This is a genomic window from Cellulomonas sp. S1-8, from assembly GCF_026184235.1.
Lineage (GTDB): Bacteria > Actinomycetota > Actinomycetes > Actinomycetales > Cellulomonadaceae > Cellulomonas.
This window is the reverse complement of the sequence record NZ_CP110806.1, coordinates 3,122,298-3,135,906: the sequence shown is the minus strand read 5'-3', so window position 1 is coordinate 3,135,906 and position 13,609 is coordinate 3,122,298. Positions and strand designations below refer to the sequence as shown.

Here is a 13,609-nt window from a genome sequence, read left to right as displayed (position 1 = left end):
TCAGAGCGGCCGGCCGGCCACCATCTCCGCGAGCAGCGAGCGCACCACCGGCTCGAGCTCGCCCGCGTGCCGTCGCGCGACCGCGCGCTGTCGCTGGTACGACGCGCCGCGCCGCAGGATGACCCGGACCTGCTCGAGCTCCGCCGAGCAGCCGAGCCGCGCCGCGACGGGCGCCAGCTCGACCAGCCACCGGCCCACCGAGTCCGTCACCAGCTCCTCGTCGCCCGCCGCGTTCGTGATGACGATCGCGTCCATGCCGTAGCGGGCCGAGCGCCACTTGTTCTCCTGCACGAACCACAGGGGCAGCGTCGGCAGGGGCTCGCCCGCGTCGATCATCGACGAGAAGTGCTCCACGAGGCAGTGCGTGAACGCGCTGATCGCGGTCACCTCGAGCAGGTTCGCGGCGCCGTCGGCGATGCGCATCTCCAGGGTGCCGAAGTGCGGCGCCGGGCGGATGTCCCAGCGGACCTCGTTCATCTGGTCGATGACGCCGGTGTGCCGCATGTCGCCGACGTACTGCTCGAGCTGCTCCCAGTGCTCGAGCTGCGGCGGCAGCCCGGCGGTCGGCAGCTGCTGGAACAGCAGCGCGCGGTTCGACGCGTACCCGGTGTCCTTGCCGCCCCAGAACGGCGACGACGCCGACAGCGACTGGAGGTGCGGGAACACCGTGAGCATCGCGCGGCTCAGCGGCAGCACCTTGGCGCGGTCCTCGATGCCGACGTGGACGTGGACGCCGTAGATGAGCATCTGCCGGCCCCACCACTGCGTCCGGTCGATGAGGGTCGCGTAGCGCTGCTTGTCGGTGACGCGCTGCGTCGCCCAGCTCGCGAACGGGTGCGTGCCCGCCCCCATGAGCTCGATGCGCAACGGCCGCGCGGCCGCCGCGACCACGTCGAGCGCGCGCTGCAGGTCCGCCCCCGCCTCGCCCACCGTGCGGCACTTGCCGGACGACACCTCGACCGTGTTGAGGAGCAGCTCGGACGTGATGTGCGGGTGGTCCGTGCCGTCGGCCGGCCGGACGGCCTCGAAGATCGCCTGCGCCGCCTGACGCAGGTCCCCGGAGTCGGTGTCGACGAGCGCGACCTCCCACTCGATGCCGACGCTCGACCGCTCTGACTGCGCGAACGGCAGCGTGACGGGCGCGGCCATCAGACCGGCTCCACGACGAGCACGCGCTGCTGCCCGGCGACGCGCGTCAGCACGATCGTGGCCTCCGTGCCGCCCCGCAGGTCGAGCTGGCGGCGCAGGGTCTCGGGGACGACGGCCGTGCCGCGCTTCTTCACGGTGAGGCGACCCACGTCACGCTCGCGCAGGTAGGTGCGCAGGCGCTTGAGGCCGAACGGCAGCTCGTCGAGGACGCGGTAGGCCGTGGCCAGCGGCTGCCAGGCGGCGCGGTCGGCGAGGGCGTCGGAGGTCACGTAGGCGATCGTCGGGTCCACGAGCCGTCCGCGCACGCGGTGCGCGATCGTCCCGACGAGCCCGGCGCGGATGACGGCGCCGTCCGGCTCGTAGAGGTACCCGCCGACCGGGCCGACGGGCGGGGCGTCGTCGTCGCCGTCGGGGTCCGCGCGCAGCGCGTGCGCGGAACCGTCGCGCAGGACGAGGGCCGAGCGCCCGGGCCCGTCGGGCGCGAGCGGGCCGAACCACAGGCCGAGCTCGACGACCTCGCCGTCGGACGACACCCACTGCGCCTCGGCGTCGTGCGGCAGGTCGCGGTGGGCGATGCCGGGGCCGAGCTTGAGGCCGAGCGCGGGGACGGTCTCGCGGGCGGCGAGCACCGCGTCGAGCGGCGGGGAGTAGGCGCGCGGGTCGAACACGCGCCGGCCGGTCCCGGTGCGGCGCGCCGGGTCGGCGTACACGCCGTCGACGCCCTCGGCCGCCAGGTCGAGCGCGAGGCCGTCCCCCATGCGGACCTCGACCTCCGGGAACGCGCGCAGGTTGACCGTCGCGAGCGCGGCCGTGGTCTCGTCGACGTCCGTGGCGAGCACCCGCAGCCCCACGCCGGCCATCGCGAGGGCGTCGGCGCCCAGGCCGCAGGTCAGGTCGGCGACGTAGGTGCACCCGGCGTCCCGGTAGCGGCGCGCGTGGTGCGCGGCGACCTCGAGGCGCGTCGCCTGCTCGAGCCCGGCGACCGTGAAGAGCATGCCCTCGGCGAAGTCGCCGAGCTTGCCGCGCGCCTTGGCGCGCAGCCGGGACTGCGTGAGCGCGGCGGCGACCAGCCCGGGCTCGAAGCCCTCCTTCTGCAGCCGCTCGGTGATCGGCAGCACGAGCCGCTCGTCGTACGGCGGCAGTGCCTGCAGCAGCGCCCACCCGTCGGGGCTGAGCAGCTTGACCAGCCCGGCGTCGTCCACCGGATCACCCTCCCACGTCGGACGCCGCCCGCGGCACCCGGCGGCGGGACGGGTGCGCCGGACGGGCGACCTGGGGCCCCCGGCGCGCCCGGGGCGCGGACCCGGAGGGCCGAGGGCTGGCACTCGGGTTGACCGAGTGCTAACGCGTTCCTAGAGTGAGGAGGTCGGTACCCCCTCCTGGGGATGCCGATCGCACCTGTGGCCCCGGCTCCCGCGACGACGGTGGCAACGGTGCGACGCAGACATCGCTGAACTACTCACATGCGAAGGGGAGGTCCGCTGTGTCGGTCTCCATCAAGCCCCTCGAGGACCGGATCGTCGTCAAGACCCTTGAGGCCGAGACGACGACCGCTTCGGGACTCGTCATCCCTGACAGCGCCAAGGAGAAGCCCCAGGAGGGCGAGGTCCTGGCGGTGGGCCCGGGTCGGATCGACGACAAGGGCAACCGCGTGCCGCTCGACGTGGCGGTCGGCGACAAGGTCATCTACTCCAAGTACGGCGGCACCGAGGTCAAGTACGGCGGCGAGGACTACCTGATCCTCTCGGCGCGCGACATCCTCGCGATCGTCGGCTGACGACGCTCGACCCGTCGGGGACCCGTCCCCGCGAACGACGAAGGCCCCCTCCCTCGGAGGGGGCCTTCGTCGTTCGCGGACCCTCGTCCCCGGGGACGACAAAGGCCCCCTCCCTGCGGAAGGGGGCCTTCATCACGTACCCCGTTGTACGCGGGGGTCGAGCGGTCAGGCGGTGACGCGGCGGCCGGCGCGCTCGGCGAGGACCGCGGTGCGCTCCTCCTCCGAGAGCCCGCCCCACACGCCGTAGGGCTCGCGCACCGCGAGCGACTGCTCGCGGCACTCCTTGAGCACGGGGCAGGTCGCGCAGATGGCCTTGGCGGCCTCGGCGCGGCGGCGGCGGGCCGAGCCGCGCTCGCCCTCGGGGTGGAAGAACAGGTCCTGGTCGGCGTCGCGGCACGCGCCGTCGAACTGCCACTCCCACAGGTCCATCACCGGTCCGGGCAGACGCGAGATCTCGGCCATGGTGTGCCTCCTTGAGTACGTGGTCGTCCTACGGCGCTGGCCGAGACGAAGAAGTGGGTGGTCGTCGCCGGTTTCCCGTGTCGACCTGGTGCCAACCTACAACCGCGCCAGAAGTTGTTCAAGACCCTCTTTCTGAAGCGGTCGTGTGAAGCGGTTATCTGGCGCGTTCTGGACGTCGGTGCAGGACGGCCGTCCGCCACACCGGCCCCAGGACCCACGGGGTCCCCGGGACCGCGCCACCGGCTGGCACAATCGCGTCATGGTCCCCGCAGCAGACGAGACCTCGGCCGGCCCGGCCGACGCGGAGCGCGCACCCGCGCCCGCGAACGCTGCGCCCACGCCCGTCGATGCCGGGCTGACACCCGCCGACGGCGTCGCCGCCCTGCTCGGGCCCGCCCTGACGGTGGCCGCCGTGGCCCGTCGCCTCGGCGTCGCACCCGCCACGCTGCGCACCTGGGACCGGCGCTACGGCCTGGGGCCGTCCGAGCACTCGGCGGGCGCCCACCGCCGCTACACGACGCACGACCTCGACCGCCTCCTCGTGATGCGTCGCCTGACCATCGACGGCGTCGCCCCGGTCGAGGCGGCGCGGCTCGCGCTCGCCTCCGACGCGCACGACGCGGTCGCACCCGCACCCGCGCCGGGCAGCGACGACCTGACCCGGCGGCTGCCCGCGTCGGGCGGGGACGGGGCGCCGGAGGGCCGGGCGCGCGCCGACGCCGCGACCTCCGGCCGCGCGGCCGGGGCCGCGAGCGCCGTCGCCGCGCTCGTCGACGGCGCCCTGACGGGACGCGCCGACCGGTGCGTCTCCCTGCTCGACACGACCACGGCCGACGACCTGACCGCGTGGTGGACGACGCTCGTGCAGCCGGCCCTGGCGGCCCTCGCCCGACGCACCGTCGTCGAGCGCCCGGGGGTCGACGCGCGCGAGACGCTGCTCGGTGCGGTGCTCACGGCGGTGCGGGCGCACACCGCGACACCGCCGGCGTCCGGTGCCCCCGTCGTCCTGCTGCTGCCCGTCCCCGGGGAGGTGCGACCCGTGCAGGCGCACGTGCTCGCCGCCGCGCTCGTCGACGGCGGCGTCGACGCGCGGCTCGTCGCCGGTCCGGTGTCCACGCGGCACGCCGGCGAGCTCGCGCTCATGACCCGCGCCCGCGCCGTGGTCACGCTGTCGGAGTCCGCCGCGCCGGACCTGTCCGTCGTGGCACGTCTGGCACGTGAGCGGGCCGACCTGCCGCAGTTCGTCATGGTCGCCGCGGTGGCCGAGGACCGGGTGCCGCTGGACCGTTCGGTGCACCGCGCGCGCACCCTCCCGGGCCTGCTCCACGAGGCGCTGGCGGCGGTCGCGGTGTCGCCGCCCCTGTGACCCGGTGTCAATTCGTCACGACGCGATGACCCGAACGCGTGATCGCATACCACGTGTCCTTCCGCAACCGTGAGGAAACGGCGAGTTCGATCCGTGACCACCCCTCGCGGGGGCTAACGTGACGCACCGGTAACGCCGATGCAGGCATGGACCCGTGCACGCAGGTGTGACGGGACCGGTGCGAGGAGGAATCCCATGGCTGGAGTCGTGGTCTGCCACGGCTCGGCGACCGTGCGCGAGCGGCTCGTCGTGACATCGATCGGTGTGCCGTCACTGGCACCCGTCCGTGCCGCTGCGACGGCGGACGAGCTGCTGGCGCTCGCCCGACGCATCGCTCCCACCGTCGTCCTGCTGGACGCGCACCTGCCCGGTGCCGGGCCCGCGGAGGCGATCCGTCGGCTGCGCGCCGTCGCACCGTCCGCCGCGGTCGTCCTGCTGGCCGGGCCCGAGGACGGTGAGGCGCTCGACCGCGCCCTCGCCCTCGGCGCACGCGGCTTCCTCGCCCCCGACGTGGGACGCGCCGAGCTCGCGGCGGTCGCCGCGCACGTGCAGGCCAGCCCCGTCTCGTCCGCGCCCCCGGGCACGGCGGGTGTCCCGCACCCGGCGTCACCGCTGCAGGAGTCCCACGCACCGCGCGCCGACGCCGGCGTCGGGTCGCGACCCAGCGAGCCCACGCCCGTGCTGACCAAGCGCGAGATCGAGGTGCTCATCGGGATGAGCAACGGGCGGTCCAACGCGCAGATCGGCCAGGAGCTGTTCCTCTCGGAGGACACGGTCAAGACGCACGCGCGCCGGCTCTTCCGCAAGCTCGGTGCGTCCGACCGCGCCCAGGCCGTCGCCATCGGGCTGCGTCGGGGCATCATCGACTGACCGGCGGGCCCGTGGCGGCCGTCTCGCGCCGTATCCTGGCCCGATGACGGCGCCCGAGTCACCCACGTCTGCTCCTGGAGACCCGTTCGCGCGGGTCGGGCTCACCTACGACGACGTCCTGCTGCTCCCCGGCGAGACGGACGTCATCCCCTCCGAGGTCGACACCAGCTCGCGTCTCACGCGCGAGATCACCGTCCGGGTACCGCTGGTCTCGGCTGCCATGGACACCGTCACGGAGTCGCGCATGGCGGTCGCGATGGCGCGCCAGGGCGGCGTCGGCATCCTGCACCGCAACCTGTCGATCGTCGACCAGGCGCACCAGGTCGACGTCGTGAAGCGCTCCGAGTCCGGCATGGTCTCCGACCCCGTGACCGTGGGCCCCGACGCGACGCTCGCCGAGCTCGACGCGCTGTGCGGCACGTACCGCGTCTCCGGGCTGCCCGTCGTCGACGACACCCGTCGCCTCCTGGGCATCATCACCAACCGCGACCTGCGCTTCGTGCCCGCCGCGGAGTTCGCCACCCGCCGCGTGCGCGACGAGATGACGTCGATGCCGCTGGTCACCGCGCCCGTCGGGATCGCGCGCGCGGACGCCGCGGCGCTGCTCGCCAAGCACAAGGTCGAGAAGCTGCCGCTCGTGGACGAGCACGGCCGGCTGGCCGGGCTCATCACCGTCAAGGACTTCGTGAAGTCCGAGCAGTACCCGCACGCGACGAAGGACGCCGACGGGCGCCTCGTGGTCGGGGCGGCGATCGGGTTCTTCGGTGACGCCTGGGAGCGCGCGTCCGCCCTCGTCGAGGCGGGCGTCGACGTGCTGGTCGTCGACACCGCGAACGGCCACGCCCGGCTCATGCTCGACATGGTGCGGCGCCTGAAGTCCGACCCGGCGACCCGGCACGTCCAGGTCATCGGCGGCAACGTCGCGACTCGGCCGGGCGCGCAGGCGCTCGTCGACGCGGGCGTCGACGCCGTCAAGGTCGGCGTCGGCCCGGGCTCGATCTGCACGACGCGCGTCGTCGCGGGAGTCGGCGTGCCGCAGGTCACCGCGATCTACGACGCCGCCCGGGTGTGCCAGCCGGCGGGCGTGCCGGTCATCGGCGACGGCGGCCTGCAGTACTCGGGGGACATCGCCAAGGCGCTGGTCGCGGGCGCGGACACCGTCATGCTCGGCTCGCTGCTCGCGGGCTGCGACGAGTCGCCCGGTGACCTCGTGTTCGTCAACGGCAAGCAGTTCAAGCACTACCGCGGCATGGGGTCGCTCGGGGCGATGGCGTCCCGGGGGCGCGTGTCGTACTCCAAGGACCGGTACTTCCAGGCCGACGTGACGACGGACGAGAAGATCGTGCCCGAGGGCATCGAGGGCCAGGTGCCGTACCGCGGCCCGCTGTCGGCCGTCGCGCACCAGCTCGTCGGCGGGCTGCAGCAGTCGATGTTCTACGTCGGCGCGCACACGATCGAGGAGCTGCAGCAGCGCGGGCAGTTCATCCGGATCACGCCGGCGGGACTCAAGGAGTCCCACCCGCACGACATCCAGATGACGGTCGAGGCGCCCAACTACACGGGCCGCTGACCGCGCCCGCCTTGCCGAGGCATCGGGTGCCCGCCGGTAGGCTCCTCGGGTGACCAGCGACATCGAGATCGGGCGCGGCAAGCGGGGGCGCCGGGCGTACTCCTTCGACGACATCGCGGTCGTGCCCTCACGGCGCACGCGCGACCCGGAGGAGGTGTCGATCGGCTGGCAGATCGACGCGTACCACTTCGACCTGCCGGTGCTGGCCGCACCCATGGACTCGGTGATGAGCCCCGCGACGGCCGTCGCGCTGGGCCGGGCCGGCGGGCTCGGCGTCCTGGACCTCGAGGGCCTGTGGACGCGGTACGAGGACCCGACGGGCCTGCTCGAGGAGATCGCGTCGCTCGACGCGCCGCGTGCGACCGCCCGCATGCAGGAGATCTACGCCGCACCGATCCAGCCCGAGCTGATCCGGGCGCGCCTGCAGGAGATCCGTGACGCCGGTGTCGTGGTCGCCGGTGCCCTCAGCCCGCAGCGCACGCAGGAGCACTGGCGGGCCGTCGTGGACGCGGGCGTCGACCTGTTCCTCATCCGCGGGACCACGGTGTCGGCCGAGCACGTCTCCGGTCGTGCCGAGCCGCTGAACCTCAAGCGCTTCATCTACGAGCTCGACGTGCCCGTCATCGTCGGGGGCGCGTCGACGTACACCGCGGCGCTGCACCTCATGCGCACGGGTGCCGCGGGCGTCCTCGTCGGGTTCGGCGGCGGCGCGGCGCACACCACGCGCGTGTCGCTCGGCATCCACGCCCCGATGGCCACGGCCGTCGCCGACGTCGCGGCGGCCCGGCGCGACTACCTCGACGAGTCCGGCGGGCGGTACGTGCACGTCATCGCCGACGGCGGCGTCGGGCGCTCGGGCGACCTGGTCAAGGCCGTCGCCTGCGGTGCGGACGCGGTGATGCTGGGTGCCGCACTGGCCCGCGCGTCGGACGCCCCCGGCCGGGGCTTCCACTGGGGACCCGAGGCGCACCACCCGCAGCTGCCGCGCGGCGAGCGCGTCTCGGTCGGCACGGTCGGCACGCTCGAGCAGATCCTGTTCGGCCCCGGCCACACCGCCGACGGCACCCTCAACCTCGTCGGCGCCCTGCGTCGCGCGATGGCGACCACCGGGTACTCCGACCTCAAGGAGTTCCAGCGCATCGAGGTCGTCGTCTCCCCGTACCAGCCGTTCTGAGACCTGGCTCACCCTCCGGTCAGCCGGGCATCCATCTGCTCGACGAGGTGCCCGGCTGCACGCACGAGCTGTGTCACGGTGACCGCCGACATCGCGCGTGGCGAGTAGTGGGCGTTGTCCTTCTGGGCAAGAAGGAGTCCGAGCTGCTTCGCGAGCGTCTCGTCGACGGAGGTGAGCAGGTCGATCGCCTCCCGGTGGCCCTGGGCGCGGGAGTACTGGCCGAGTGCGTGGCCGCAGACGGCATCCGCGGCAGCGATGCCGGCGAGCACGGCGAGCGCGGCCGCCACCTGTGCGTACTCGGGCTCGTCGACCAAGAGGCGCGCCGCATCGCGGAACGCTCGAGCGGCCTCGGCCCGCGCCCTGACGTCGTGCGTGGTGACGGCTCGGCGTCGGCGACCCTCGTCGCGAGCGTTCACCGGGGGACCTCGCGGTCGAGGAGCTGGCGCAGGTCCTCGCCGACGACGGTGTCGGCGTCGGCCCGGAGGGACTCGACGAGCGGGTCGCGCTCACGGGCAGCGCTCAGCAGCTGACGGCGGGACATCTCCACGATCTGCGGCTCGTTGCCGGTCCAGCGTCGTACCTCCCACGCCAGGCCGGTGCTGAGCGCCAGGGCGCGGTCGTCGTCCCACGGCGGATCGTCTGGTGTCATGACGATGATGTCGACATCCGAGGTCACGGTCGCCGAGCGTCGCGCGACCGAGCCGAAGACGGCGACGACGAGGTCTGGGACGTCGCCCACGTGGCCAGCGACGAGGTCGTGGAGCCGTCGCGAGAACTCACGGTAAGGGTCGTACGCCTCGAAGAGGGCCTTCACCGCTGGGTAGGCCACGTGGTCCCGGTTGAGCGTGAATCCGACGACCTTGCCGACCGGGTGTGAGACCGCGAGGCCCTGCGCGACCAGGCGGTCGATCGCGCCGCGGACACCGCTGAGGGAGCCGACACCGGCGCGCTTGTGGATCTCTCCGACGGTCTGAGGTCCCATCACGCGGTACAGGCGGTACAGAACCGGGCCCTCCATCCCGTGGATGATCGGGCCGGCGGGCGTCGACCAATCCATCTGCAGCCTTTCTGGTGGTCGTGACACGTCCTTACGTGGGGTCGTGACGTGCCGCCAAGGCTACGGTATTCCGTACGATCGTGTGGTTTTCCGTACGGACGTGTGGTTTTCCGTGTGCTCGATGGCTGTCCCGAGGCCCGGTGGCCGTCCTCAGAGAACGGGTTGCGCCACAGGTCGCTCGACGGGCGGTGCGACGACGGTGCCCTCGTCCGTCGGCTGGGCGATCCGTCCCGTGCGGTGGCGGCCGACGGGCAGCACCAGCGGGGTGCCGCTGACCGGGTCGGGGATGACGCGCGCCGTCATGCCGAACACGTCGCGGACCATCTGCTCGGTGACGACGTCGGTCGGGTCGCCCTGCGCGTACAGGCGGCCGTCGGTGAGCGCGACGAGGCTGTCGGCGTAGCGGGCGGCGAGGTTGAGGTCGTGCAGGACCATGACGATCGTCGTGCCGTGGCGGCGGTTGAGGTCGGCGAGCAGGTCCAGGACGTCGACCTGGTGCGCGACGTCGAGGAACGTCGTGGGCTCGTCGAGCAGCAGCACGTCCGTCTGCTGCGCGAGCGCCATCGCGATCCACACGCGCTGGCGCTGCCCGCCGGAGAGCTCGTCGACGGGCCGGTCCGCGAGATCGAGGATGTCGGTCGCGACCAGCGCCTGCTCGACGACCGCGTCGTCCTGCGCGGTCCAGCGGCGGAACCACCCCTGGTGCGGGTACCGCCCGCGCCCCACGAGGTCGGCGACCGCGATGCCCTCGGGGCAGACCGGCGACTGCGGCAGCAGGCCCAGCACGCCTGCGACCTGCCGCGTGGGGATCGAGTCGATCGGGACGCCGTCGAGCAGGACCCGCCCGCTGCGCACCGGCAGCAGCCGCGCCATCGCCCGCAGCAGCGTGGACTTGCCGCAGCCGTTGGCGCCGACGATCGCCGTGATCGCACCCGGTGCGATCGCGAGCGTCATGTCGTGCACGACGACCCGGTCGTCGTACCCGACGGTCACGGCCTCCACGGCGAGGGTGTGGGCGGCGGGGGAGTCCGTCACAGGGAGCCTCCGGAGCGGTTGGTCCTGGCGAGCAGCCAGAGCAGGTAGGGCGCGCCGAGCACGCCGGTGACGACGCCGACGGGGAACCGGTGGCCGAGCACGTGCTGCCCGACGAGGTCCCCGACGAGCACGAGGAGCGCACCGACGAGTCCGGCGGGGACGAGCAGCGCGCCCGTGCCGCGCAGCAGCCGGTGCGCGATGGGACCGGCCAGGAAGGCGACGAACGCGATGGGACCGGTCGTGGCGGTGGCGACCGCGATCGCGGCGACGGCGACGATCAGCAGCGCGAGGCGCGAGCGGTCGGGCCGGACACCGAGGCCGGCGGCGGCGTCGTCACCGAGCTGCAGCGCCGGCAGCCGACGCGCGAGCACCAGCAGCGTGGGCAGCAGGACGGCGAGCGCCAGCGCGAGGGGTCCGACGCTCGGCCAGAAGGCCGAGTTGAGCGAGCCGGTGAGCCAGCGCAGCGCCTCGTTGGCGTCGTAGATGCCGGCGCGCGTCATGGCGTAGCCGATGACGGAGTCCAGCATGGCGCCCACCGCGATGCCGATGAGCACGAGCCGGGCCCCCTGCACGCCGTTGCGCCACGACAGCGCGTAGATGGCCCCGGCGACGGCGAGGCCGGCGACGACCGCCACGACGGACAGCGCCGCACCGGACAGGCCGAACACCGTGATCGCGAGGACGGCCGCCGCACTGGACCCGGCGCTGACGCCGATGATGTCGGGGCTGGCCAGCGGGTTGCGCAGCATCGTCTGGAAGACGACGCCGCCCATGCCGAACGCGAGACCGACGAGGACCGCCGTCAGGGCGCGCGGCGTGCGCAGGACGCCGACGTTGAACGACGCCCCGGGCACCTGCTCGCCCAGCAGGACGCGCAGCACCTCGGCAGGCGTGGACGGGCGCTCGCCGACGCACAGCGCGACGACGGCGACGGTGAGCACCGCGAGGGCGAGGACGGCGACGACGGTGCGGTACCGCCGCGTGCGGGCGCGCCGGGCGCGCGCGACGACCGCGCCGGGCCGGTCGTGCAGCACGGCGGTCACAGCGCGCTCACCTTGTGCCGTCGGATGATCGCGATGAACACCGGGGCGCCGAGGACGGCGGTGACGATGCCGACCTCGATCTCCTGCGGGCGGGCCACGACGCGGCCGACGACGTCGGCGGCCAGCAGCAGGGCCGCGCCCAGCGCGGCGGAGGCCGGCAGCAGCCAGCGGTGGCTGGGGCCGGTGAACGTGCGGGCGAGGTGCGGCATGACCAGGCCGACGAAGCCGATGGGTCCGGCGGCGGCGACCGCGGTGCCGCACAGCAGCACGGCGGCCAGCCCTCCGACGGCGCGGACGAGGCCGACACGCTGCCCGAGACCGGCGGCGACGTCGTCCCCGAGCGCGATGGCGTCCATGCCGCGTGCGCAGCCGACGGCCAGCACGGTGCCGACGACGAGGAAGGGCAGCACCTGCCCGATCTCGGCGAACGACGCACGGCCGATCGACCCGACCTGCCAGAACCGGAAGGTGTCGAGGACGTCGGTGCGGGACAGCAGCACCATCGAGACGCCGGACCCGAGGGCGGCGGTCGTGGCGGCGCCCGCGAGCGCGAGCTTGAGCGGGGTCGCGCCCTCGCGGCCCAGCGACCCGATCGCGTAGACGAGGACCGACGCGAGCGCGGCGCCCGCGAAGGCGAGCCACACGTACTGCTGGAGCGTCGACAGGCCCAGGAGCATGATGCCGAGGACGACCGCGAGCGACGCGCCCGAGCTGATGCCGAGCAGGGCGGGGTCGGCCAGGGGGTTGCGCGTCAGGCCCTGGAGCACCGCGCCGCCCATGCCGAGGGCGGCGCCGACCAGCAGGCCGAGGACGGTGCGTGCGACGCGGGACTGCACGGCGGCCTGCGCGATGTCGGAGGTGTCGGGGTGCAGCACGCCGGCGACGACGTCGGACCAGCCGACGACGCGGGCACCGAACGCGAGGGAGGCGACGACGGCGAGCAGCACCGCCAGGGCGCACACGGCGAGCCCGACGACCCGCCGGCGCCGCAGGGACGCCGGCCGCACCCGGGAGGGTGCGGCCGGCGTCCCGGGTGGGGCGACGAGGGTCATCCGACCTTCTCGGCCGCGGCCTGGAACAGGTCGAGGTACGCGTCGAGGGACCACGGGACGGACAGCACGGTCGGGCCGGAGGTGGCCGACGCGAGCGGCACGCCGTCCGGGACGACGGCGACGGAACCGCGGGCGACCGCGGGGATCTTGCCGATCAGCGGGTCGGCCTGCAGCGTCGCGAGCGTCGTCTCGTCGCCGTAGGTGACCAGGATGTCGACGTCGGCCAGGACGTCGGCCTGCTCGGCCGCGAGGTCGACGAAGAACAGGTCGGTGTCGCCGGCGAGCTCGACGACCGACGGCGCGGTGCTCATGCCGAGGTCGTCCAGCAGCTGCACGCGTGCGTCGAGCGGGGTGTAGACGCCGATGGTGCTGGGGTCGGCCGGGTCGATCCAGGTGTACGCCACGGTGGTGCCCTCGACGTCGGGGCGCTCGGCCAGGGCGTCGTCGATCTGCGCGAGGACGTCGTCGACCAGCGCCTGGGCCTCGGCCTTGCGGCCGAGCGCCTCGCCGTTGATCAGCGCCATGTCCTGCCAGTTGGTGCCCCAGGCGAACTCGGGGAACGACACGGTGGGCGCGATCTGGGACAGCGTGGTCCAGTCCTCCTCGGTGAGGCCGGAGTACGCGGCGAGCACGACGTCGGGCGCCGTGTTGTTGACGGCCTCGAACGGGATGCCGTCGGTCTCGTCGAACAGGACGGGCAGCGCGTCGCCGGTCGCGTCGAGGCCCTCGAGGCCCTCGTACGTCCACGGGTGGATGCCGTCCGTGTCGTCGTCGCCGTAGCTCGCCTTGGCGAAGCCGACGGGCACGATGCCCAGCGCGATCGCGACGTCGTGGTTGCCCCAGTTGACCGAGGCGACGGCGGTGGGCTCGGCCTCGATCGTGGTCTCGCCGAAGGTGCTCGTCAGCGTGACGGGGAAGACGTCGGAACCGGCCTCGGCCGTGGCCGTGGGGTCCCCCGTGTCGTCCGCGCCTCCGGTGGCGCAGGCGGCGAGCAGGAGGGAGGCGGCGGTGGCGGCGACGAGGGGTCGCAACACGCGGCGGGAGGGCGCAGTGC

Annotated in this window: 14 protein-coding genes; 5 read left to right on the top strand and 9 right to left on the bottom strand. The window is 73.9% G+C overall.

All coding sequences use genetic code 11. The annotated features are described in order from the left end of the window. Both OKX07_RS14010 and OKX07_RS14005 read right to left on the bottom strand, forming a co-directional pair. Positions 1-1,149 carry a glutamate--cysteine ligase gene (locus OKX07_RS14010; RefSeq protein ID WP_265628691.1) on the bottom strand — a complete coding sequence of 383 codons (1,149 nt, stop codon included), beginning with the start codon at positions 1,147-1,149 and terminating at the stop codon, positions 1-3. Then, on the bottom strand, positions 1,149-2,351 hold the full coding sequence (locus OKX07_RS14005) for a class I SAM-dependent methyltransferase (RefSeq protein ID WP_265628690.1): 1,203 nt from the start codon (positions 2,349-2,351) through the stop codon (positions 1,149-1,151). Before OKX07_RS14005 ends, OKX07_RS14010 begins: the two co-directional genes overlap by 1 nt. A gap of 281 nt (positions 2,352-2,632) precedes the next feature. On the opposite strand from OKX07_RS14005, the gene groES reads away from it, so the two are divergent. After that, positions 2,633-2,926 (top strand): co-chaperone GroES, encoded by a 294-nt coding sequence (gene groES, locus OKX07_RS14000; RefSeq protein WP_265628689.1) that lies wholly within the window; start codon positions 2,633-2,635, stop codon positions 2,924-2,926. A 165-nt stretch (positions 2,927-3,091) separates the two neighbouring features. Here groES and OKX07_RS13995 read toward each other — a convergent pair whose 3' ends face one another. Then, positions 3,092-3,388, bottom strand: a complete 297-nt coding sequence (locus OKX07_RS13995) for a WhiB family transcriptional regulator (protein ID WP_265628688.1) — start codon at positions 3,386-3,388, stop codon at positions 3,092-3,094. 259 nt (positions 3,389-3,647) lie between these two features. On the opposite strand from OKX07_RS13995, the gene OKX07_RS13990 reads away from it, so the two are divergent. The 4 genes from OKX07_RS13990 (at position 3,648) to OKX07_RS13975 (ending at position 8,368) form a co-directional block, all read left to right on the top strand. Further along, on the top strand, positions 3,648-4,754 hold the full coding sequence (locus OKX07_RS13990) for a MerR family transcriptional regulator (RefSeq protein WP_265628687.1): 1,107 nt from the start codon (positions 3,648-3,650) through the stop codon (positions 4,752-4,754). A 195-nt stretch (positions 4,755-4,949) separates the two neighbouring features. Next, positions 4,950-5,624: a response regulator transcription factor gene (locus tag OKX07_RS13985; protein ID WP_265628686.1), complete on the top strand. Its 675-nt coding sequence runs from the start codon at positions 4,950-4,952 to the stop codon at positions 5,622-5,624. A 43-nt stretch (positions 5,625-5,667) separates the two neighbouring features. Next, complete coding sequence (guaB, locus tag OKX07_RS13980) at positions 5,668-7,194, top strand: IMP dehydrogenase (RefSeq protein ID WP_265628685.1); 1,527 nt, start codon at positions 5,668-5,670, stop codon at positions 7,192-7,194. Between the two features lie 49 nt (positions 7,195-7,243). Next, positions 7,244-8,368, top strand: coding sequence for a GuaB3 family IMP dehydrogenase-related protein (locus OKX07_RS13975; RefSeq protein ID WP_265628684.1), 1,125 nt, complete (start codon positions 7,244-7,246; stop codon positions 8,366-8,368). A gap of 8 nt (positions 8,369-8,376) precedes the next feature. Here the strand turns inward: OKX07_RS13975 and OKX07_RS13970 are convergent, their stop codons facing one another. From OKX07_RS13970 to OKX07_RS13945, 6 genes are all read right to left on the bottom strand, one after another. Then, positions 8,377-8,682 carry a hypothetical protein gene (locus OKX07_RS13970; protein ID WP_265628683.1) on the bottom strand — a complete coding sequence of 102 codons (306 nt, stop codon included), beginning with the start codon at positions 8,680-8,682 and terminating at the stop codon, positions 8,377-8,379. 98 nt (positions 8,683-8,780) lie between these two features. After that, positions 8,781-9,386 carry a nucleotidyltransferase domain-containing protein gene (locus OKX07_RS13965; RefSeq protein WP_265628682.1) on the bottom strand — a complete coding sequence of 202 codons (606 nt, stop codon included), beginning with the start codon at positions 9,384-9,386 and terminating at the stop codon, positions 8,781-8,783. A 189-nt stretch (positions 9,387-9,575) separates the two neighbouring features. Further along, positions 9,576-10,460: an ABC transporter ATP-binding protein gene (locus OKX07_RS13960; protein ID WP_265628681.1), complete on the bottom strand. Its 885-nt coding sequence runs from the start codon at positions 10,458-10,460 to the stop codon at positions 9,576-9,578. After that, positions 10,457-11,503 carry a FecCD family ABC transporter permease gene (locus tag OKX07_RS13955; RefSeq protein ID WP_265628680.1) on the bottom strand — a complete coding sequence of 349 codons (1,047 nt, stop codon included), beginning with the start codon at positions 11,501-11,503 and terminating at the stop codon, positions 10,457-10,459. The genes OKX07_RS13960 and OKX07_RS13955 overlap by 4 nt, the downstream gene beginning before the upstream one ends. After that, positions 11,500-12,555: a FecCD family ABC transporter permease gene (locus OKX07_RS13950; protein ID WP_265628679.1), complete on the bottom strand. Its 1,056-nt coding sequence runs from the start codon at positions 12,553-12,555 to the stop codon at positions 11,500-11,502. The genes OKX07_RS13955 and OKX07_RS13950 overlap by 4 nt, the downstream gene beginning before the upstream one ends. Continuing rightward, positions 12,552-13,589, bottom strand: a complete 1,038-nt coding sequence (locus OKX07_RS13945) for an ABC transporter substrate-binding protein (protein ID WP_265628678.1) — start codon at positions 13,587-13,589, stop codon at positions 12,552-12,554. The genes OKX07_RS13950 and OKX07_RS13945 overlap by 4 nt, the downstream gene beginning before the upstream one ends. Positions 13,590-13,609 lie beyond the last annotated feature (20 nt).

What these genes read in the sequence shown, in the direction of transcription:
- OKX07_RS14010 (WP_265628691.1), bottom strand. Translation starts at nt 1,149, where the DNA reads ATGGCCGCGCCCGTCACGCTGCCGTTCGCGCAGTCAGAGCGGTCGAGC.
- OKX07_RS13995 (WP_265628688.1), bottom strand. Translation starts at nt 3,388, where the DNA reads ATGGCCGAGATCTCGCGTCTGCCCGGACCGGTGATGGACCTGTGGGAG.
- OKX07_RS13990 (WP_265628687.1), top strand. Translation starts at nt 3,648, where the DNA reads ATGGTCCCCGCAGCAGACGAGACCTCGGCCGGCCCGGCCGACGCGGAG.
- OKX07_RS13985 (WP_265628686.1), top strand. Translation starts at nt 4,950, where the DNA reads ATGGCTGGAGTCGTGGTCTGCCACGGCTCGGCGACCGTGCGCGAGCGG.
- guaB (WP_265628685.1), top strand. Translation starts at nt 5,668, where the DNA reads ATGACGGCGCCCGAGTCACCCACGTCTGCTCCTGGAGACCCGTTCGCG.
- OKX07_RS13965 (WP_265628682.1), bottom strand. Translation starts at nt 9,386, where the DNA reads ATGGAGGGCCCGGTTCTGTACCGCCTGTACCGCGTGATGGGACCTCAG.
- OKX07_RS13950 (WP_265628679.1), bottom strand. Translation starts at nt 12,555, where the DNA reads ATGACCCTCGTCGCCCCACCCGGGACGCCGGCCGCACCCTCCCGGGTG.